We start from the raw sequence: 19,411 nt of genomic DNA, 5'->3' as shown, positions 1-19,411 counted from the left end.
TAAATTTACTGTTAAATAAAGGAAGGCGGAATCCTCTATGAAATCCATCGTATCCAAACGCTGGCTGTTGGCCCGATTGTATGAGCCAGACATGATCATTGTCGACTGCCGTTCCCTGCTCGGACAAGCCGGAGCTGGACGGACTCAATTTAATGAAGACCATATTCCAGGGGCGGTTCACTTCGATTTGGAAGAAGACCTTACTGCTCCTCTTGGTAAGCATGGTGGTCGCCATCCATTACCTGATGTGGATACACTTGCTGGACGTCTAAGTCGTGCCGGAATCAATGCTGCTTCGCGTATCGTCGCTTATGATGACCAAGGCGGTATGATGGCTTCCCGCTTTTGGTGGCTCCTGCGCTATCTTGGACATGAGCAGGTATATGTGCTGGAAGAAGGCTACAGCGCTTGGAAGGAAGCGAAGTTCCCCGTGACGGCAGACCAGCCGATTCGCATTCCCTCGACCTTTGTAGCAAATGTTCAGCCGCAAATGCTCTCAAGTATGCAAGAGGTGCACCGTGTATCCGAAGATTCTGTTCCTGTTGGCTCCTATATCGGTTTTTCACCTATATTAATCGACTCCAGAGAGCGGCCTCGCTACCTGGGGCTGGAGGAGCCCATTGATCAAGCAGCGGGACATATCCCCGGTGCAGTGAATTTCTTCTGGAAAGAGATCTTGGACGAAAAAGGCAGCTTTAAAAATGCGGAACAATTGCAGCAGCACTTTGCCGATCTTGATCCAAACGCAGAAATTATCGTGTATTGTGGTTCTGGCGTATCCGCCTGTCCCAATGTACTGGCCCTGAATGAAGCTGGATTTAGTAAGGTCCGTTTATATCCGGGAAGCTGGAGCGACTGGATCAGCTATGAGGAGAATCCGGTGGCGACCGGAGAGGAATAAAAAGTTTCAACGGATATACAGGTTCAAAAGACAAATAAACTGCCTTAAGCGATTTGGCTCATGGCAGTTTATTTGCTTTGTTAAAAAGTACATAAAAAATCAACTTGAGCCGAGTGAAGCGACCTTATATAGAATTCCAAAGCTGATTTTTTTCTACGTCCTGACGATTTGGCGTAAGTTTCTGACTGGTTCCACATCTCCCGAAATTCTTCTACCAGATTGAGATGATAGCCGGTACAAAAATACGTTGTTAACTGGAACTTATTTCGCCTTCGAATAGCATCGCATTGCTCTATGCACTATACGTTCACCTCATCCCATCTATAAATAACATAGCCGAGTTGACATATAACTAGTAATAAATAAATTACGTTTATACATAGATATATTTTAATTTTTTTCTTGTATTTATGTAAATCTACTTCTTCGTTCACTTCTCTTTTCTTTATTTTCTCTCTCCAACTCATTAATCTTGAGAATTCTACTGCGCCTAATACTCCCCATAGCAATGTAAATACTAAAAATACGGCATTTACTAGAGACAATAATATCCCCATTCCTACATCCATTGTTCTTATTGATCTAAAACAAATGTGCACCACTAGTGTCAGACTAAATAATCCCAAGCCTATAATACTTACTATCGGTTTATCTTGCATCCTCATTTTTTATTCCCTTCGGTTCCAATTACATATAACGTTTCTTTATTCACGATGTCCCAGCGCTTTAAGATTAACAGTCCGGCTGCCACTTGCGGCAGCTAAGCGATGGGACATGTCTGTTGAATTACTTCCTCGAAATAGCTATCCAATATTTTGAACAACTATATATCTTAATTCATATTCTTTCTGTTGTTTCTCTGCATGTATCAGAGTTTCTCTCATGGAACCCGTTTCTAATATATTCAAATCATTAAAATGTTCTTTTAAATCTTTTTCAGTAAAGAAGTGAGCATATTTCCCTTTCTTGTATTCATATGTTCCTTCCTCAACTTTCCTACCCACACCATTATTAGAATCACGGTCAGAAAAACACGTAAAATACATCACTCCCTGTTCCTTCAAATGCATCACACAATTCTGTATCAATTTTTTTCGGTCTTCTAACAAAAATAAATGTAATAAATCATAACAATATATGCCGTCATACCTTTTGCTTGTACTAAACTCTAACACCGATTCTTGAATAAAATTCGTTCTTAAATCCCATTCTTTTGCTAGATCTATAGCTGAACTAGATATCTCAATTCCATCAACCTGAAAATAAGAAGAAAACATCTTGGTATTTCTCCCATACCCAGAACCGGGAACCAAAATATTATGTGCATTATTCTTTTTGAACAAATCTATAGCTTGGGTTACAGTTTGACTTGGTTCACAACCCCAAATCATTCCTTCTTCAGCAAACCTTTTGTTCCAATAATCTCTCATATTATTCACCCGCCTATATACTCACATAGCTCTTCTTTTAAGCTCATCAATCTGTCTGATATGATGTTGATCATGCCAGATAAAATCTCTTAAATATGATATTACAGTAAACTTCCCGTCAGCATATTCTTTAGTAAACTTGTCGTCTTCAAAACTCTCTATACTCTCCAATATCATGTTACGGTACTGAATAGTCATTTTAATTAATTCTTCTTTCGTTTTTGTTTTTCCATATTCAACAGCATCCTGATTAAATTGTTCAAAATCCATATGTGTTAATGTCAAAGGCGCATCGTTTAATATCGGATTTATGGCTACTTCATAAAAGTATTTATCCCACAGTAATATATGACTTACGATATCGTGAACTGACCATTTATCTTCAGCAATCTTTATTTTCCAATCCATTTCACGAATCTCAGAAACAAAACGTATCCATTCCTTGAACTCCTCTAGTAACCGCGACCTCTCATTCATGGTTTCCGACTCCTCTTTTCAAATTTGAGTTAGTTAGAATAACGTATTTGTATTCATGAACCCCAAAGGGGTTGCCTTCTGAAAATCTTTTTTATGAATTCTATAATAATTATATCTTTCAGCATCTATTTCTATCTCTCCTACAAACTTAAAATTACTTTTTTGAATAACTTATTTGATGCTGCATTCTCAAGTAATGCAATTGCGTTTAATTCTTTAATCCCGTATTTTCAAATTAATACTGTATTACTCCCTGAACCGCTTGAGTCGTATATCCTCTACTTCTATAATCTTTTGAGATACCATACATGATTTCTCTATTGGTTGCTGGAAGCTCGTCTTTTATTCCTGAACAACAACCATCCGATGGATTCTCCCGTTTCTTTAAGTTACTCAATTCAACTTCCCTTCAGGGCTCTACTTGAACTAATAATTCTTCCATAGTCATTTCTGGAGTTATAATTATCGTTTTGTTTAGTTTTCGACTTAGGTCTTTTAGGAAGTTCATGAGTACATCTTTTTTTTCTCTGAATTTATCTGTATTGGTGAAACATCAAATTCAATAACGCTTCCTTCATAAAAATATCCACAAATATCAATTTCACTATATTCAATAGTTATTCCAATACTTGCTTCTTTTTTAATTCTTAACAACTCAGCAATATCCCTAATTTTAGTTATTAGCCCATCTATAGTCACTCGATAATTAATTCTATCACTTTCCAAATAATCAAAAATTAAAGCCCATACTTGGATGTCTGTATCCAATACATAAATATCCCTTAGACTTCCACCTTTAAAGAATACTTCATTCATTACTTCATCGTAATTCATGCAAACCTCCTAACACTCCGCATTTCATCTAACGTTCTTGTATCTCCGAGCTCTCACCATCTATTAGCTTCTAATCTTCATTCATTCTATCTGCTCGTATCCAACTCATTTCCTCAATGTTTAATAATTCTTTAAACTCTTCTACTAACTGATGCTTAGATTCCAGTTGTATATAGTAATTATTATTCAAAATATCGTCTAATTGTTTTATTCGCTCATTATCTAGTTCAAAAAATCTAAATGTTTTTAGATTGCAATTTGTAAACTGTTTTGCTATTTTCTCATTGTATTCATTAGATCTCAGGACTTCTTCAATTAATTCAGTTCTGATTTTGTCCCCTCTAGGGTCGACATATAAAAATTCAATGTGATCTTCCTCTGGATATCTTTCTTCTGCAAGCTTAATAATTGAAGTATCTAATAACACATATGATATATGAAGACTTGCTATCTCTTGTGAATTGTAAACTACCCGGTATCCCCAACAGTGATCTTCAAAATTATAAAAATATAACACTGGGATTTTTTCTGAAATTTGAAATAAACTTTCTGGAATTTCTTCACTTTCTTCTGTATCTTTGGTTATGAAAACAAACCATTTGTCATTTAAATCCTCCGCGTATATAGGATCATGCTCAAGAAGTGCTTCTTTATATTTCAATAGTGATAAGCTTCCTGAAGTCAATTCACTCATTTGTTTTGGCTCCTTTTTATTCATATTTCACTGATATTCTTCAAATTTATATTTTGTTAATTTATTTATTTCAATTACTTGTTCTTTATTAAAATAGCCCATTAGGCAACCTTGATCTAAAATTGAAATATACAATTTCATGGATTGTTCAGTCTTTATTAGTTCGTTAAATTTCTTGAATATCTCCATATCCAACCAATCATCATATACTTTCATTTCCCATCTGATAAGTTCATTCATATATTCAAAAGAGACCCATGCAGTACCATTCTGAATATCTACGTAATCCGTTATATTATTTAAATTAAGTTTTGTCATATTCTCTAATCGTATTATTATTCTTGCATAGTCTCCATGGTCCTCAATACATTCAGTATCTAAATACCAAATTTCCTCAGATACATTTATAAATTCACCATTCACTTCAACTTCTCCACCTAAAGTAAGTAGTAGCAAGTTGTAGGGATCTTCTTCATATTCATTTCTCGAAAATTCTTCCAAAAGTAATTCTTTTTTTAAATCTGCACTCATGAAGATGCCCAATTCAGAAAGTTTGTTTAGTTGATCTTCAAATATTATTTTCTTCTTAAATAAACCAAACAACTTAAACACCTTCTTTTTATGGTTTGCGTCCCTTTTCTATAACGCTTGTATTCATGAGCTCCGTCAGGGGTTGTCTGCTGAAATGCCTTCTCGAAATCTATCTCGCAGACTAAGGCACCGTAGGAGCTGCTACTTGAATATGATGTTAAGTGATGTCTTTGCTTCTTCGAAGCAGTGTGCATTATTGTTTTTCTATTATTCCAAAAGTATCATTAATGACTCTTTCATAGTTTGCCCATTCAAAATAAAAGGGACCTATATTTATTGGTTTGTTCTCATGCTCCAACTTGAAATCCTTCCATATTACAATTTCTTCTTCCCTGTCAATTTTCACTGAGATATAACCACACTCTTCATCTCCACACCAGGGACATACCAATATTGGAAATCTATAGTATATATACTCATGTGGTTTCTTTAGCAAAAAGTATTGAATCATTTCTTTTTGGTGATCTTCGCTTCCCCATCCTAAGGATGGAACCAGATCGTGTTTCTTGAGCATTTGGTAAAGTGATTTTCCATCAATAATTAAATCTGCAAATTTTGTGTTCTTATTCTCATCTCGTTCTGGGTCAAATTCATCATATCGGCTGGAAAGTTTAGTTTGTAGAGTATTTATCGTTGTCATTGGTTTCTCTCCTTGTTGATTATCATATATAGATTTCACTTAACGTTGATGTATTCACAAACCCTCACCGACTTAAAGGCCGAAGGCCTGGCGTGATGCGGTTAATCAGTTCAGGGCTGTCCCGACAGTCACTTCATCGCCTGATGCTTCTTGGACCGATGGTCGACTTGCCTCGGCCCTTAGCATAGAATAAATTGTTAGGCGAAGCATTGTAACATCTTTGAATTTTCTTTAATTTTTATTCTGATCTGCTCGCTCTTTTATCTCTTTAATTATTTCTCTATATCTTTCTACATCATATTGAAAATTTAAGCCATGCGTAATCATTATGCTCTTTAGATCATTAAATTTATGTATTAATTCTTCCAAAAAATAGATTATTTGGTTCCAAGAGAAAGCAAATTTATTAGAAGTCTTAACGAATTGTTCCTTAAAAGGCGATTGCTCAGTTAACCAAAACAATCTATCATCCTCATGACTGACTTCAACATAGTATCCCCCACAACCAAATATACCGCAAGTACAAGTGAACATAGGATACTTTCCTGGACAAATTAATGATTTTAAAAATTCGTCTTCTACAAACACTTCATCTTCGTGCAACTTATTTCCGTTTATATATAAAGCTATCCTCCAATCAATAACATGGACCATTCGCCCAGAATGTCTTGTAATATTTTTGTATTCTTTTCTTATGTCAATTTCCATATCTACTGACAGTACATCAAGTTTATTTTCATCTGCTTTTTTCAAGAAAATCCTCATCGCTCTCCCCGAACTTCATTGTATGATCACAATATTTCGCCCAACGTTTCTGTATTCATGAACTCCCTCAGGGATTGTCTATCTGCTCCAGCCTCTTCGAAATCCCTCTGCAGACCAAGGGCACTGCATGACCCGAAGCTTGAATATTATGTTATATTGCCATCATCTTCTATGAAATACCTACAGTCCTTAATTCAGCTTCCATTATTGCAAAGTATACATCCATGACAATTTAAATAGATATCATGTTTTTCGCATTTGGGATAACCTCTTGGAATTGTAGGGTTATCATCCCCCTCTTCAATTTCTGACCATTCTGTATAATTATTCATGTCAAAATCTTCTTTATTGAATGCTTTAATCATTAAGCCAAATTGATTCAAACAATTAACAACCCAATCTTGCCGTGGTTTATAGCTTAATTTCTCCCACCCTAAGCCATCTGCTGCATTTGAAATAGTATCTAGTATAAAATCTTTCTCGCTTTCAAAGGAGTCTATAGTCCAAGGCATTTCATCAATATCAAAACCAACTGTTCCTATTCCAACTACAGACTGATCCCTTTGTGCTAGCCAAATAATTAATTCTTTTTCTCGATTCGTTTTAGCTAGTACTGATCCACTAATAGCTAGAACTTCAATAAAGACTGATGTTAATCCATTTGACATACCTATGGGTTCAACTACATCATTTAATTGTTTTGGTAATGAAATGGTGTTCGCCATACTATGCTCCCCACTTTTCAACTTGGTTTATATGGTGATTTTCTCTAACGCTTCTATATTCATGAACCCTATCAGGGGTTGTCTGCTGAAATTCCTCTTCGATATCCAGCTCGCAGACCAAGGTTCCATAGGAGCTAACGAAACATAACTTCTTCGATTCACTTACAAAATCAGCCCTTTATCATCCTCGCCTTCGAGCTGTTTATAATTCTCAATAAAATATCTATAAGCAATTCTCTTAATCGTAGACAAAATTGCTTCGCATGAAAATGCCAACATTTATTTGTAATCATAATCCCTTAATGATAGTTCTTGAACAATTTTTCTACTGTCCTTTATTCTTAGAATTTGCTTCGGTTTATCATATATCCAAGCAAGCTTTATACAATATTCAATTAATATGGATTTTATTAAAGGTCTATATAAGTTAATGTAATAACATTCTTTCCAGTCGAAAGAAATTTCAATAAAAGAAGTTTTATACTTCCTTGAATAAGCTCTAAACAATACCTCATAAGGTTTCTCGTCAACAATGCAAATGAATTGATAATGTCTAACAATGATTGGGATTGCTTTTTTTTGAAATACTTTCATCATTCACCTCAACATTACTTTATCAGCAATTATGTCTAATAGCTTTCTTGTGTTCCTGAACCCGAGAAGCTTAAAGAAGCGTAGCGACCGGCTAGCTTCGGTTCTTAGCCTCGCAGGATTGTCTACCTGACTTTCACTTTCAGGAAAACGATGTTATGTGATACCTCTAGTTCTTATTTAATATATTCTTCAATCCTTGTTTAATATTATTTGGTCTCGTCTATTCTAGATTACTCTATTAGAAAAATCTCTGTAGTCTAAAGTCAATTCCTTTTTTAGTTCTATATTGGAAGAAATACACCACATATTATTAGCACTCTCTTCTTAAAATGCTTTTTACATTGATTTCCTCAACGTCAATTTTTGTTTAAAACCTTTGTCAGTATTATTTCCAGAGGTTCATTCTCAAACATTAAACATCCAGCATCTCTATATCCAAGCTTCCTATAAAAATGTTGAGCTTCTTCATTCGAAAGTGTTGAGGTCATAACCATTTCAAAACCTTTTTGTTTCATTAATTCCTCCCAATAGTGGACAACTTTTTTACCAATACCTGTTCCTCTATACTCCTCATCTATCCATATCATATTCATAAATGGTGTGTTGTCCCAAAAAAATCCGTATCTCATCCAACCTATTTCTTGATTGGATTCTCTGATTATTAGGATTTCATTTTCTTTTATTTTTGGTCTTATAAGTGTCTTATGTATGTGCTTGTCTCTTAACAAGATGTACTCATAATCTGATTCAATCGCAAAATCAATCTGCATTGTAATCCTCCCTTTCACTCTTTTCATCGAATATCTTCTTTGTAACACTCAGCACTGATGTCTCATAACGTTTGTACATTACATAAGTTTATAAAGTCTTTTTAAAAATGTATAAGTCACCTTCTTCTCTAACCTTAGTAAACCCACACTTTGAATAGAAGTGATGATTCTTCACACTCCAGCTAGGAGTATCCAGCCACCATTTAGTGCTGTCCGGAAATTTATTTTCAATTTTCTCCATCACCTTCGTTCCGATTCCTAGATTTTTAAAATTTGGATCAATAAAGATCCTTCCTAGATTATGCACTTGATTACATTCTACAAATATCATAGTTCCCCCGATTATTTCTCCATTAAAGAGCACCTTGAAATATTCGCAATTTTGCATCATCTCTTCTTGCCAACTTATGGAGTCATATCCTATGGGCCCAACGGTTTCGTTATTATTAAAATGCTTTGATTCATCCTCAAAACTGGCCTTTTGTATTTCAGCAAGTCTTTGCGCATCATTTTTTCTAGCTTTTTCTAATGTCAGCACCAAACATACCTCCATTATCTTTTTATTTTTTCCAGGGTTGTCTGCTAAATTGCCCCCCCCAAACTCTATACCAGCAGGTCAAGGCTCCGTAAGGATTCGATGCTTGAATATTATGTTATCAGAAGTTACCGAACTTCTTCATTATGCATTCAAAATCAATCTGCAATTTTTTTATCAGCGAATTTTCTTATATGGTCTTTTTTTATTTTGTAATTTGATTATTAGTTCATCTGCATCTCTTTCACTTTTTTGAGCTTTTAGTGACTCTTCTTCTGTTATTTCTATTTCTATCATTTGAACCACTATTGTTCGTGTCCCTCGACACCACGGTTCAGCAAATTCCAAAATTGTTCGACCATGACCGATGCCGGATATGGCATTGAACGGGTAATCCACCATTCCAATACCCCCACTGCCGCTGAAATTAAAAATTGCACCGTAATGTCCCTGTTCATATCCTGATCGAGGTTGATCGAATCCAGATGCTCGCACAGACTTTGCCGGAACATTGTCTCTATTTGGTTTCGAAAAACCGTACTTCCCTTGTTCGTCAGCATTATTGAGTAGAATGAAGCATGCTGCTCCAAATATTCAAACGTACGCAGTAGTGCGGTTTTGGAAGGGAGATGAAAGAAGTTATCTTCAGACATACAATTGCGTAGTAACTCTTTAATTTGAGCTTCCATGCATTGATCGCGCAGATCGTACTTATCAGCAAAATGCAAATAAACCGTTCCGCGATTGACATTCGCTTCCTCAGCAATTTGATTGATCGTAATTCTCTCGAATTCCTTTTCTGACATCAGCCTCATAAAAGCATCAATAATGGCTTGCCTCGATTTTTGAATACGCCTGTCCATATCCTTCTCCCCTTTGTGCTATCCGAAAAAATGAACACTTCGAAGTCCTCTGTTGAAAAATCAACAACCACGCTTGTTTTAACCATTGAACCCCATATACCGCTCTGATACATTCACTTTATAAAATTTATGTTGATGATTCAACATATGTTCAATTTTAGTGGAGCTGTAATCATGAAATCTATTGTTTTACAATCTTTGGAATGATTTAAATCACATTGAATTAGGAGGGTTTAAAAATTGAAACTTACAGGAAACACGATTTTTATTACAGGCGGCGGTTCGGGAATTGGACGTGCGTTAGCAGAAGCTCTCCACAATCTTGGAAACAAAGTTATTATCGCCGGTCGACGTAAAGAGCGTCTGGAGGAGACGATCAAAGCGAATCCCGGCATGTCCGCAGTGGAATTGAATGTACAAGACCCTGCCAGCATAAAGGCGGCCGCCAAGCGGTTAATCAAAGAATACCCGGATGTTAATGTCTTGATTAACAACGCCGGCATCATACAGTCCGATGACGCGGCGGGCGTGATCGATGAGGATGTTTTGATTTCGACTGTCACGACAAACTTTCTAGGTCCCATTCGGTTGATTTCTGCATTCATCGAGCATTTGAAGTCCAAAGAAGAAGCCGTTGTCATCAACACGACTTCGATACTTGGATTTGTACCATTAGCGACAACTGCTGTATACTCCGCGACAAAGGCAGCACTTCATACCTATACGCTGTCCCAAAGGTACATGCTTAAAGACACATCGGTAAAAGTAATAGAAATTGTACCCCCATGGGTTCAAAGCAACAACGATGAACCGCGTGCGATGCCACTTGATTCATTCATTGATGCAACAATAAAGATACTTGGCACGGATACAGACGAAGTTCTGGTGGAAGAAGCGAAAATGTTTCGAAATAACCCTGGCCCGAACGAAGGTGTTTTTGTGACTCAGCTTAACGATACGATGAATTCTGAACCTCCACAAATCCATTGATCCACCTGTAATTCAATTTGCAAAAATTTAGGCGAACATGAAGTAGACACTCAGCTCCGTCTACTTCATGTTCATTTTATTGCAACTTGCTCGTGAAGTAAGAAAAAGCGCCTAGTGGTCACACCCATGTTTACCTCTTAAATAATTTCGTTGATTTCACATAATGTAGGGAATTCCCGAAGTTCAAACAGCCCTTTGTTAGGTGATGTCGGGGACATCCTTGATTTACTAAAAAAATGTTTTCATGATCTTACTTCATTTAAAAATCTTGTTATTATCGGTAGGTCGGGAGGACTTATTTGATTAGGTATCTTGTTTAAATCAAAAAATCGTATATCTTGTACTTCAGCTTTATCACCTTTAATTATTCCACTGTATTCTTTACATATATAAGCTGCAACTACGTTATATACTTCATCTCCATGCGGATATCGATAGTAGAGTTCCGGGCCTGAAAATATATCAAGTAATTCTAACTCTTCGGCTTCTAAGCCTACCTCTTCAAAAAGTTCCCGGCTTGCAACCTCCTTCATATTCTCACCAGGCTCCATTGAACCTCCTGGTAATCCCCATAGACCATTGTCAGTTCTTTGCTGCAATAGTAATCGTCCCTCATCATCTATGAGAATCACACATGCTCCTGCCATAATTATAGGTCGGGTACCTACTAACTCTCTTAATTCTCTTATGTAATTCAATATCTTCACGCCCCTTTGAGATCCTTCAACAGACCAAGGCTCCGTTAGGAGCCACTGCTTGAATTTAACGTTATATGACGGATTCACTTCTAAAATCTACTTTCGTCAATGGATAAGGCACGTAGTCCGGGTGGCTCTGCTACTTAGCCGGCTGAATGTTTCCGTTGAATCCGCCCTTCCGAAATGCATCTTCCGGGCTAAGGGTCGGGCTTGTCCCGGCCAGATGAGTTGAATGCTATGTTATATAACGTTGACTTTTTTCGAGTTAAGTAATTATTATTCTCGTTTCCATTTATGTGTTTCGAGTAGTTTTCCAGTTTCATAAAAATACTTTATTACTTCAAGCATAGGAATTAATTCTACACAAATGTTATCGCAATAATTGCCTAACTGGCCACCAGCAACCAGATGAATTTCACCGTTTCCCTGTTTATTGTTCATAAGAGTATATATATTACCATCAATTGTAATAGACACTATAAAATATTCCGGTCCGCCTCCAACCAATGCTGAATCTGTATCTGATACCTCAAAAAAAACTAATGTAAATTTATCTCCGTCGAGTTTTATTAAAAAACTTAAAGTGTCTGCCCATGTAGGATTCATAACTATTTCTTCGTTGAATGTGGTCCCATTCCATTCATCGATACTAATAGATTTTATCATTTTTTCTTTTCATCCTTTTTAGATGGTTTTATTTATTTGGGTGCTTTCATCTAACGATTCTACATTCACGATCCCAGCGAGTGCTCAGGTGTCCTACAGTGATCTCCTTTTCCAAAATCCTTCTGCCGAACCGAGGAACGAATGCGACGATGCTTGGATGTGATGTTATACAAAGGTACCATGAATTCATTGAATCTACTTAGAAATCCTGTTTAATTCACCATCACCATTCTCTCCATTCTTCTGTAATATCTTGATCCTCCTCAATTTCTAATCCAGCTAGTCTTGCTGCCTTATCTATAAATTCAGCCAGTTCTTCACGTTCCATCGTTTCAATAAAATAGTGTTCTTTTCATTCAATTCATTAAACGTAATTACAATTTCTTCTACAGCCTTCATAATACTTTCAGGATGTTTAGTTTCTTGTAATAATATTAATTGGTTTAGATAGTTATCCAGGACTTTATCACACATTAATAATCTCTCTTCTGTAAAAAGGTCATCTCCGTATTCAACCATTCTTTTGTTTTTACAATTGAGTTGGTTTTTCATTAAATAGGTCCTGTAATGTCATTGGGCACATCCCTCATTTTCTTGTTTTTGTTTTAATAGATTTTTAAAATTGTTGCATAGTATTTCGCATATGAGTTTGCTTACTAACTTGCTTTTCACTTATCTTATTTTTTCTTTAATTCATCTTTTTTCATCTGTTAGCACACTTAAAGAAAGACCAATTACGGTCAACATCTGGTCATTACAATTGGCTTGGAGGGTTTATTCCCTTCTAAGTCTCAGATAATAAAAACCCACCTTCGGCTCTTAACCTTTAGGTGATTTTTCACCTTCTCTTGTTGTTATTGATGTATGTTAAAAATGCAAGAATAGATGTCCACAATAGTAACATTAGAGTCACCGCATCTTTTACATCCATGGTCTCACTTTTCGAAGGAAAACCATGCCCACCCAAGAGTCAATTGTATCTATATTTTACCTGTGTTCACGATGTTCCTCTGACTTATGCGAACGAAATGAGCGGCCGCCGTGCGTATGTGTCCGCCTACCCCTCCCTGGCAATCCTCTTTGCCGGACCGAGGAACCGCCAGGCTCCGATGCGTGGATATGATGTTATCTGATGGATTGGCCATAAAAAAACAGTTCAACTTTCCCTCTATGACATAAGGCAAAGATGAACTGTCTTTAGTTCCTGTTAAAATCTCTATGCGCACAAGTAGCAACTTCTTCTCCCATCAAGCCAACAAAGCCTGAGCGATCTGATCCACAATGCCATTGATGCCTGTGGGTCCATAACAGCCGATCCATGTCGCGGCATCGACCGAGTGTATGTGCTGGCGCTCAACGGTATCAAGCATTCCCCAGACACGTTGCTCTGTCGCGGATATTCCCTCCTGCATGAGTTCATGGCTAAGCAAGAAGTAATGGCTGGCATGTACAGCCGGTAGTCTGTCAACTGAGATGTGATAGGCCGTGTCGGAGGTATCTGCCACAAATAACGGAACAGGCAGACCTAGATCATGGTACAGCACAGCCCCTGTACGATGAGAGGCAGAATGCACGCGAACCAGAGAATCCAGCGGACGGATCAGTGCCACGCTCTTGCCTGCCAGAACGCGAGCAAGTTCTTCGGACAGCAATGTGGTTCGTCGGTGATAATCCGCTATAATACGCTTTGCCTCTTCTCGTTTGCCTGTCAATTCACCGAACAGAGTCAGAATAGTCTGCCAGTTTTCATTGCGCTTAAACATGAGAACTGGAGCGATCCGGCTTAACTGTTCATAGTGCGGCTCATGTACCTCGGTGCAAATAATTAGATCCGGAGACAGTCGTTCCACTGCAAGCAGGTCGGGGTACTCATATGTTCCGAGTAATTCAGTATTCTGAAGTCCTGCCCTGATCGTTTGAGGGAAATGTAACACTGCATTGCCTAGTCCTACACTACCTGCTGGAAAGAGCCCCAGCGCAAGCAAATGATCGGCATATTGCACATCGAGTACAGCGATACGCTTCGGAGATCCGATAACATAGTATTCCCCTCGCATATGGCATATCACCGAGCCTTGGGCCGACTCATATGAAGAAGCTGTGCGGTTCCGCTGCAAGGAATGGGCATAGTCTATATCTGTTTTCGAAGCGGCATCAAGCCTATAACGCAGCGGAGGGATGCCATAATATTTCTTAAACGCCCTACTGAAATAATACATGTCGCGATAGCCCATTCTGTCAGCAATTTCACCGATGGGAGCATCCGTGTGACGCAGCATCCGCGATGCACTCTCCATGCGCAACTGAATGACATACTCAGTCAGTCCGAGCTGCTTCTCTTGTTTGAATCGTCGCTGCAGCTGTCTTAAGCTGCATCCAGCAAGGGCTGCCAGCTCTTTAAGCTCCAGATTCTGGCGATAATGCGACGCTATATATGAAGCGACAACATCCACCATGTCAGATGCTTCTCCTCCCTGATCACGTTCGTAATCCATGATCAGTTCGTAGATCATGCCCTGAAGCAACGCATTGGCATGAAAACGTTCCATCCCTTCGCCACGACGCCATTTGGCAACGATTTTTTCTGCATTCTCGATCCATTCTGCTTGGGTTACCGAATTTTGCACAAATGAAGTGCGCAACGGATGTTTTCGATATGAAGGCAAAACAAGAGAGGCTCCCTCCATAGAAGAAGCCTTGTACATGATCACGATATAATAAATGTCGTCTGATCTGGCCGTCAGCGTTAAGGATGTCCCCTTAACAACATGACCAGCAAAAGAAGCTCCAATGTGGCAAACCTCACCATTCATTGCAAGCTCCCCTTCCCCTCCGTATGCCAGCAACAACACATTCGAAGTTAATTCCGTTTCGCGAAGAACACTGCCTGTCTGCAAAGTACCGCTATACTCGTCAAGCATCTTGATCGTTGTATCACTCCATAGATTTGTCTGTTCTTGTAGCGGCATTTCTCTCATCTCCTGACAATAGCATCCTTTGCTAGAGTGACTCTCATGACTGGGCTTAACCAATTAACTACAATCAGGCCTGTTAGCAAAAGTAAAATTGTTGCTGTTGTCATTTTAATTGAGATTTATTCTCATTGTCAATTTTCGGACATTTTCTGCAATATTCCCCTGACATCTCGTAATAAAAACAACAGGTGGTACGCTTGCTTTTCACGGCTGGAATGCTGTCCTTATTTTTTGTGAACCGGGTGAACGGATTTATTTTTACACCGAACAAATGCCCAGGCGCTCCTTGCGTCAGATATGAAAAATCTGCCTGGATGTGCTGACTTTCTTGGTCAGCATTGTCTACTTCAGGAGTATATAATGGGACAATACGTATCATGATATTCTCCCAAAGGATACTCATCGAAAGAGGAGCAATCGCAGCAAGCGTCTTTAACAGCGGTGCAAGGTGTAACGCAAACATCTCCTTTACCACCTTTTCCCGCCACACTTCCCTGTCTCCAGTTAGTGCTTCTGCCCGAAGCCCGTTCATAGCTAGAAAAGGAAAATGCGTCCCCCCCCTCGTTAGCTGTGAGCGTCGGATGATAGAGAAAGCTGTTGTCTAGCCGAAAAGAAACATGCTGATGATGAACGGTCATCGCGATCAGCAACGGAGCAATCCACAGGTAGCCGATTCGCTTAGCTAACATTGAAGCAGCTACCCTCATGTCAGGCGCACCAATATACTCTTGAAGCCAGCTTAAATACTCTCGGCATGCAGCTTCTTCATGTAGTTGGCTCAAAGCAATAATACGGACATTATCTTCAGACGGCTCACCAAGCCGAATCGAGTGTTCATCCACCGTTTGCTGCCATAAGTCAGTCGATAGATAATGGTCCATTTTAATTCGATCCCAACAGTGCTTCCGATGCCTGATCTACAATAATATTAATTGCAAGTGGGCCATAATAAGCGATCCAAAGTGTAGAATTAACATCATATGCACGGTTATTTTTGACTGCATCAAGGGATTTCCATACTGAACTGCTATCCAAAGCCTCTGCCTCTGCCGCAAACAACTCATCAGACAGAACAAAATAATGATCTGCACCAATCTCAGGAACTTTCTCCATCGAGATTTCAACGGAGGTATCATTTTTGATCTTCTGGACTAATGCAGGCATTTTTAAGCCCAAATCCTCATACAGAATGCCGCCTGTTCGATGCTCAAGACCATGAACACGAATGCCTTCTTTTCTCGGACGAATAAGTGCTACCGTTTCCTCTCCCAACTTCTCCGACAGCTTCTCCTTCAGTCCTGCAATTTTGTCCTCATAAGCCTTACGCACAGTTTCTGCCTCTGCCTGCTTACCTGTGATCGCAGCCACCGTAGCTAACGTATCTCGCCAATCCTCGTAGAAGTCAAGTACGATTGTGGGTGCTATTTTGCTTACACTCTCATACTCTTTCTCTTGAAAATCAGTCATTAAAATAAGATCCGGGTCCAATGCTACAATCGCTTCCAGATTGGGCTTGTCCCGTGTACCTAAAACCTGTACGTCACCCGGCTTATCGCCTAAATATTCCGGAAATGTGGTATTGCCTTCAGCGATAACACTGCCTGCCGGCTGCTCGCCAACGGCTAGCAATTGATCCAGAAATTTGACATCAAGCACAGCAATTTTCTTTGGTTTCTCGTTAAGCGTATACTGACCCTTCATATGCGAGATCGTAACCGGGAAGGCTCCGGCAGTCTGAGACGCTCCATTCGAAGGCGTGTCCGTTGGAGTTGTAGCAGACTCATTGCCGCCATTTGTACCTGCTCCGGCACCGCAAGCCGTCAGTACAAGAACAAGGGCCAGCATCCAGCCCATTAAAAATCGTGATTTATGGTTAGCATGTGCCATGCTTCCGGCAGCTTGCCTCTTTGTTCCTTTATTCATGGTGAATCCTCCTTATGTATGATAATGATTTTCATTATCGAAATATAAGGCGAGTATAATATATCTCCACATCGCGTTACCATGTACTTTTGCGACATTTCAGCCGGACTAATGCGACATGTAAACCGCTATATCTTCATTTACAATTCTATCAGCTCTTTTACTAATTACTGCATAATCATCGTCTAATGTATCAAGCCAATAAAACCAAGAATCTCCCATTTTTTCTTTCCATTCATTTGGGAGTTCCGTTATTTCTAATCTAGCAACAACTATTTGATCTTCATTTTCTTCAAAAGAATATTTTTCTTTTCATTGATTTCTACCTCTTGCGTCAATGTACATTCCATATCCATTTGTTCCATTGAAACTACAACAGAGGTTTGTATGATAAATTTGTGGATGCTCTTCATTAAATTCTGAATGTGGAAACTCATAAAATGTTCCTTTGGATTCATAAGCCATATTCGGTGAAACATCTATCTTTAATACCCTTTCGTCCGCAGATATTTCTAAAACATTTTGCTTTCTCCTTTTATCAAGTATCTCCTATAACGTTCTTGTATTTATGAACCCGTTAGGGGGTGTCTGCTGAAATTCCTCTCCGAAACTCATCCCGCAGACCAAGGTTCCATCGAAAACATAGTGTAAATATTTTGTTAAGTGAAGTTCAACTTTTTTTTGAATAACCTTTTTAAATTTAATGGCTTTATGAACGAGAGAGTTTAAAGTTCTCTAGATCTACATTGAATTTGCCTTTTACCAATATGTCTAATCCCAATAATCCGTTGATATTGTGATATTTAAATGAAGTAAAGTCTATGAGTACATCTCTTAAAATAAAATCTCCTACCTGTATTCCCTTGATCCGTTTGGAAAATGCGTGTTCTTTCCCTCCAATTCCGTAACTTGTTATGATTTCGTCATCCATCCCGACCAGAATCCCAATATCATCTACTTCATCCTGTGAAATCAATGTATGGCTTGCTCCTGTGTCAATAACTATGTTATTTATGACTTTCTTTTCTCCATTAAAATGGACTGTTATTTCGGTGAACAACAGCCCATCCCTATATTCAATTTTCATTTATAGATTTCTCCTTAAACCAACATTCTTCCGAACCTTCACAATGACCTGGTCCTTAGAAGTATGATAAACCAAGGTTTTGTCTCGGCTATTCAACAACTCTCTTGTTGCTTCTTCGTCACTTACAGGACCAATCACAGCGACGTCATCTATGATTTCTTTATTTTCTGTCTCTTCGAAATGAAGAATTTCAAACTTTACAAATTGATTCGGGAAGATTTGTTGTACTTCTTGCCACTTCACGTTAATCCCTCCTGTCCTTTTTATGGTTACATTATATCATTTAATTAGAATTTCACTTAACGTTCCTGTATTCACGACCCTAGCGAATGCTGGGATGTCTGGCCTCTGCCGGACCGAGGGTACATGCCCGGTGCGTGAGTATATTGTTTAAGTAAAGTCACTTATCTTCGAGTTATATTCGTCACGATTTAGAAAAATTCTCAATATAATGTTTCATAAAAATTATATAATTATCATGACTTGAATCAATATTAAATATCTGTCTATCTGTTACACCTTTCTCTCTTACTTCTATTTTTATGTTTCTTTGGTTACGTTTAAACTTGATATCTAGAAAAACTTCTTTTATTAAACCGTGTTCTATTTGACTATCTCCCGGGAAATTAAAAATATGTTTTTCTGTACTTGCATTGAATAGTGCAACAATATCTATAAAGTCTGACACTTGTTCTTTATTTGGAACAACAAATTCATGTTCAACTAAATTCCTTACAGAATTTATTTTATTTAATATTCTAGGAGCAATAATTCCTAAGTTTTTTAAAGTCTCTATCTTCTTAGGTACATTCCATTTTTTTGAATTTCCAAAAAAACCGAATGCAATCATCAAACAATCAATTTGGCAGTCAAGAGATCTCTTTGCATTTGAGAGAGCATTTATTAAACTGTGTTTTTCAGTTCCCGATTCTAAATCAAATTCAGCAAAGGACAAGTATTCTGAAGGCGTAACATCAAATGGTATATCTATTTCTTCATGTCCACGAGAACTCCAATAACTATTATCATTACTTAGAAAATCAATCACCTCAGAAAATCCCATAAGATCAACTCCAATTTAGTATTTAGGTGATTTCACTTAACGTTTTTGTATTCATGAACCCCGAAGGGGTTGTCTGCTGAAATGCCTCTCCGAAATCCTTCTCACAGACCTAGGCTCCAACGGGGCCGCAGCTTGAATATTATGTTATGTGTAGTTATCACTCCATTGATTGACATTCTAATTTACGCCT

The 19,411-nt window shown here is 38.2% G+C and carries 23 protein-coding genes and 1 pseudogene; 2 read left to right on the top strand and 22 right to left on the bottom strand.

The features are described from left to right. The first annotated feature begins 37 nt into the window (after nucleotides 1-37). The gene (locus tag ACWA2B_RS25560; RefSeq protein WP_449292793.1) at nucleotides 38-901 is read left to right on the top strand and encodes a sulfurtransferase; all 864 of its coding nucleotides are present in this window, start codon (nucleotides 38-40) and stop codon (nucleotides 899-901) included. A gap of 299 nt (nucleotides 902-1,200) precedes the next feature. Here the strand turns inward: ACWA2B_RS25560 and ACWA2B_RS25555 are convergent, their stop codons facing one another. From ACWA2B_RS25555 to ACWA2B_RS25500, 12 genes are all read right to left on the bottom strand, one after another. After that, nucleotides 1,201-1,560 carry a hypothetical protein gene (locus tag ACWA2B_RS25555; RefSeq protein ID WP_342444384.1) on the bottom strand — a complete coding sequence of 120 codons (360 nt, stop codon included), beginning with the start codon at nucleotides 1,558-1,560 and terminating at the stop codon, nucleotides 1,201-1,203. Between the two features lie 144 nt (nucleotides 1,561-1,704). Continuing rightward, complete coding sequence (locus ACWA2B_RS25550; RefSeq protein WP_342434322.1) at nucleotides 1,705-2,331, bottom strand: class I SAM-dependent methyltransferase; 627 nt, start codon at nucleotides 2,329-2,331, stop codon at nucleotides 1,705-1,707. A 21-nt stretch (nucleotides 2,332-2,352) separates the two neighbouring features. After that, nucleotides 2,353-2,808 (bottom strand): DinB family protein, encoded by a 456-nt coding sequence (locus ACWA2B_RS25545; protein ID WP_029515442.1) that lies wholly within the window; start codon nucleotides 2,806-2,808, stop codon nucleotides 2,353-2,355. Between the two features lie 504 nt (nucleotides 2,809-3,312). Then, entirely contained in the window at nucleotides 3,313-3,642 is a 330-nt protein-coding gene (locus ACWA2B_RS25540; protein WP_449292792.1) for a protein export chaperone secb, read from the bottom strand. A 70-nt stretch (nucleotides 3,643-3,712) separates the two neighbouring features. Continuing rightward, entirely contained in the window at nucleotides 3,713-4,336 is a 624-nt protein-coding gene (locus ACWA2B_RS25535; RefSeq protein WP_029515443.1) for a hypothetical protein, read from the bottom strand. Between the two features lie 27 nt (nucleotides 4,337-4,363). Beyond that, entirely contained in the window at nucleotides 4,364-4,948 is a 585-nt protein-coding gene (locus ACWA2B_RS25530; RefSeq protein ID WP_449292791.1) for a hypothetical protein, read from the bottom strand. A 172-nt stretch (nucleotides 4,949-5,120) separates the two neighbouring features. Beyond that, nucleotides 5,121-5,567 (bottom strand): oxidoreductase, encoded by a 447-nt coding sequence (locus ACWA2B_RS25525; RefSeq protein WP_449292790.1) that lies wholly within the window; start codon nucleotides 5,565-5,567, stop codon nucleotides 5,121-5,123. Between the two features lie 231 nt (nucleotides 5,568-5,798). Beyond that, nucleotides 5,799-6,320, bottom strand: a complete 522-nt coding sequence (locus ACWA2B_RS25520) for a hypothetical protein (RefSeq protein ID WP_230585175.1) — start codon at nucleotides 6,318-6,320, stop codon at nucleotides 5,799-5,801. Nucleotides 6,321-6,526: 206 nt separating this feature from the next. Further along, nucleotides 6,527-7,057: a hypothetical protein gene (locus tag ACWA2B_RS25515; protein ID WP_029515447.1), complete on the bottom strand. Its 531-nt coding sequence runs from the start codon at nucleotides 7,055-7,057 to the stop codon at nucleotides 6,527-6,529. A gap of 950 nt (nucleotides 7,058-8,007) precedes the next feature. After that, nucleotides 8,008-8,421, bottom strand: coding sequence for a GNAT family N-acetyltransferase (locus tag ACWA2B_RS25510; RefSeq protein WP_029515449.1), 414 nt, complete (start codon nucleotides 8,419-8,421; stop codon nucleotides 8,008-8,010). An 88-nt stretch (nucleotides 8,422-8,509) separates the two neighbouring features. Further along, nucleotides 8,510-8,959, bottom strand: a complete 450-nt coding sequence (locus ACWA2B_RS25505; RefSeq protein ID WP_449292789.1) for a GNAT family N-acetyltransferase — start codon at nucleotides 8,957-8,959, stop codon at nucleotides 8,510-8,512. 302 nt (nucleotides 8,960-9,261) lie between these two features. Then, entirely contained in the window at nucleotides 9,262-9,819 is a 558-nt protein-coding gene (locus ACWA2B_RS25500) for a TetR/AcrR family transcriptional regulator (RefSeq protein WP_029515451.1), read from the bottom strand. A 240-nt stretch (nucleotides 9,820-10,059) separates the two neighbouring features. On the opposite strand from ACWA2B_RS25500, the gene ACWA2B_RS25495 reads away from it, so the two are divergent. After that, nucleotides 10,060-10,809, top strand: a complete 750-nt coding sequence (locus ACWA2B_RS25495) for an SDR family oxidoreductase (protein WP_449292788.1) — start codon at nucleotides 10,060-10,062, stop codon at nucleotides 10,807-10,809. Nucleotides 10,810-11,051: 242 nt separating this feature from the next. On the opposite strand, the gene ACWA2B_RS25490 is transcribed toward ACWA2B_RS25495, so the two are convergent. The 10 genes and pseudogenes from ACWA2B_RS25490 to ACWA2B_RS25445 form a co-directional block, all read right to left on the bottom strand. Further along, on the bottom strand, nucleotides 11,052-11,507 hold the full coding sequence (locus tag ACWA2B_RS25490) for an NUDIX hydrolase (protein WP_029515453.1): 456 nt from the start codon (nucleotides 11,505-11,507) through the stop codon (nucleotides 11,052-11,054). Between the two features lie 276 nt (nucleotides 11,508-11,783). Further along, complete coding sequence (locus tag ACWA2B_RS25485) at nucleotides 11,784-12,173, bottom strand: hypothetical protein (RefSeq protein WP_449292787.1); 390 nt, start codon at nucleotides 12,171-12,173, stop codon at nucleotides 11,784-11,786. Nucleotides 12,174-12,396: 223 nt separating this feature from the next. Further along, nucleotides 12,397-12,747, bottom strand: a pseudogene (locus ACWA2B_RS25480) (hypothetical protein). Between the two features lie 673 nt (nucleotides 12,748-13,420). After that, nucleotides 13,421-15,142 (bottom strand): helix-turn-helix domain-containing protein, encoded by a 1,722-nt coding sequence (locus ACWA2B_RS25475; protein WP_449292786.1) that lies wholly within the window; start codon nucleotides 15,140-15,142, stop codon nucleotides 13,421-13,423. Nucleotides 15,143-15,251: 109 nt separating this feature from the next. Next, on the bottom strand, nucleotides 15,252-15,317 hold the full coding sequence (locus ACWA2B_RS25470; protein ID WP_449292798.1) for a hypothetical protein: 66 nt from the start codon (nucleotides 15,315-15,317) through the stop codon (nucleotides 15,252-15,254). Nucleotides 15,318-15,495: 178 nt separating this feature from the next. Further along, nucleotides 15,496-16,029 (bottom strand): hypothetical protein, encoded by a 534-nt coding sequence (locus ACWA2B_RS25465; RefSeq protein WP_449292785.1) that lies wholly within the window; start codon nucleotides 16,027-16,029, stop codon nucleotides 15,496-15,498. Between the two features lies 1 nt (nucleotide 16,030). Then, entirely contained in the window at nucleotides 16,031-17,071 is a 1,041-nt protein-coding gene (locus tag ACWA2B_RS25460) for an ABC transporter substrate-binding protein (protein ID WP_449292784.1), read from the bottom strand. A gap of 709 nt (nucleotides 17,072-17,780) precedes the next feature. Beyond that, nucleotides 17,781-18,158: a retropepsin-like aspartic protease gene (locus ACWA2B_RS25455; RefSeq protein WP_449292783.1), complete on the bottom strand. Its 378-nt coding sequence runs from the start codon at nucleotides 18,156-18,158 to the stop codon at nucleotides 17,781-17,783. After that, nucleotides 18,159-18,401: a hypothetical protein gene (locus tag ACWA2B_RS25450; RefSeq protein WP_013372314.1), complete on the bottom strand. Its 243-nt coding sequence runs from the start codon at nucleotides 18,399-18,401 to the stop codon at nucleotides 18,159-18,161. A gap of 181 nt (nucleotides 18,402-18,582) precedes the next feature. Further along, on the bottom strand, nucleotides 18,583-19,221 hold the full coding sequence (locus ACWA2B_RS25445; protein WP_449292782.1) for a hypothetical protein: 639 nt from the start codon (nucleotides 19,219-19,221) through the stop codon (nucleotides 18,583-18,585). Nucleotides 19,222-19,411: the final 190 nt, after the last annotated feature.

The organism is Paenibacillus sp. CMM36 (assembly GCF_053570945.1).
The sequence above is the reverse complement of the archived record's forward strand: the minus strand, read 5'-3'. Positions and strand labels throughout refer to the sequence as shown.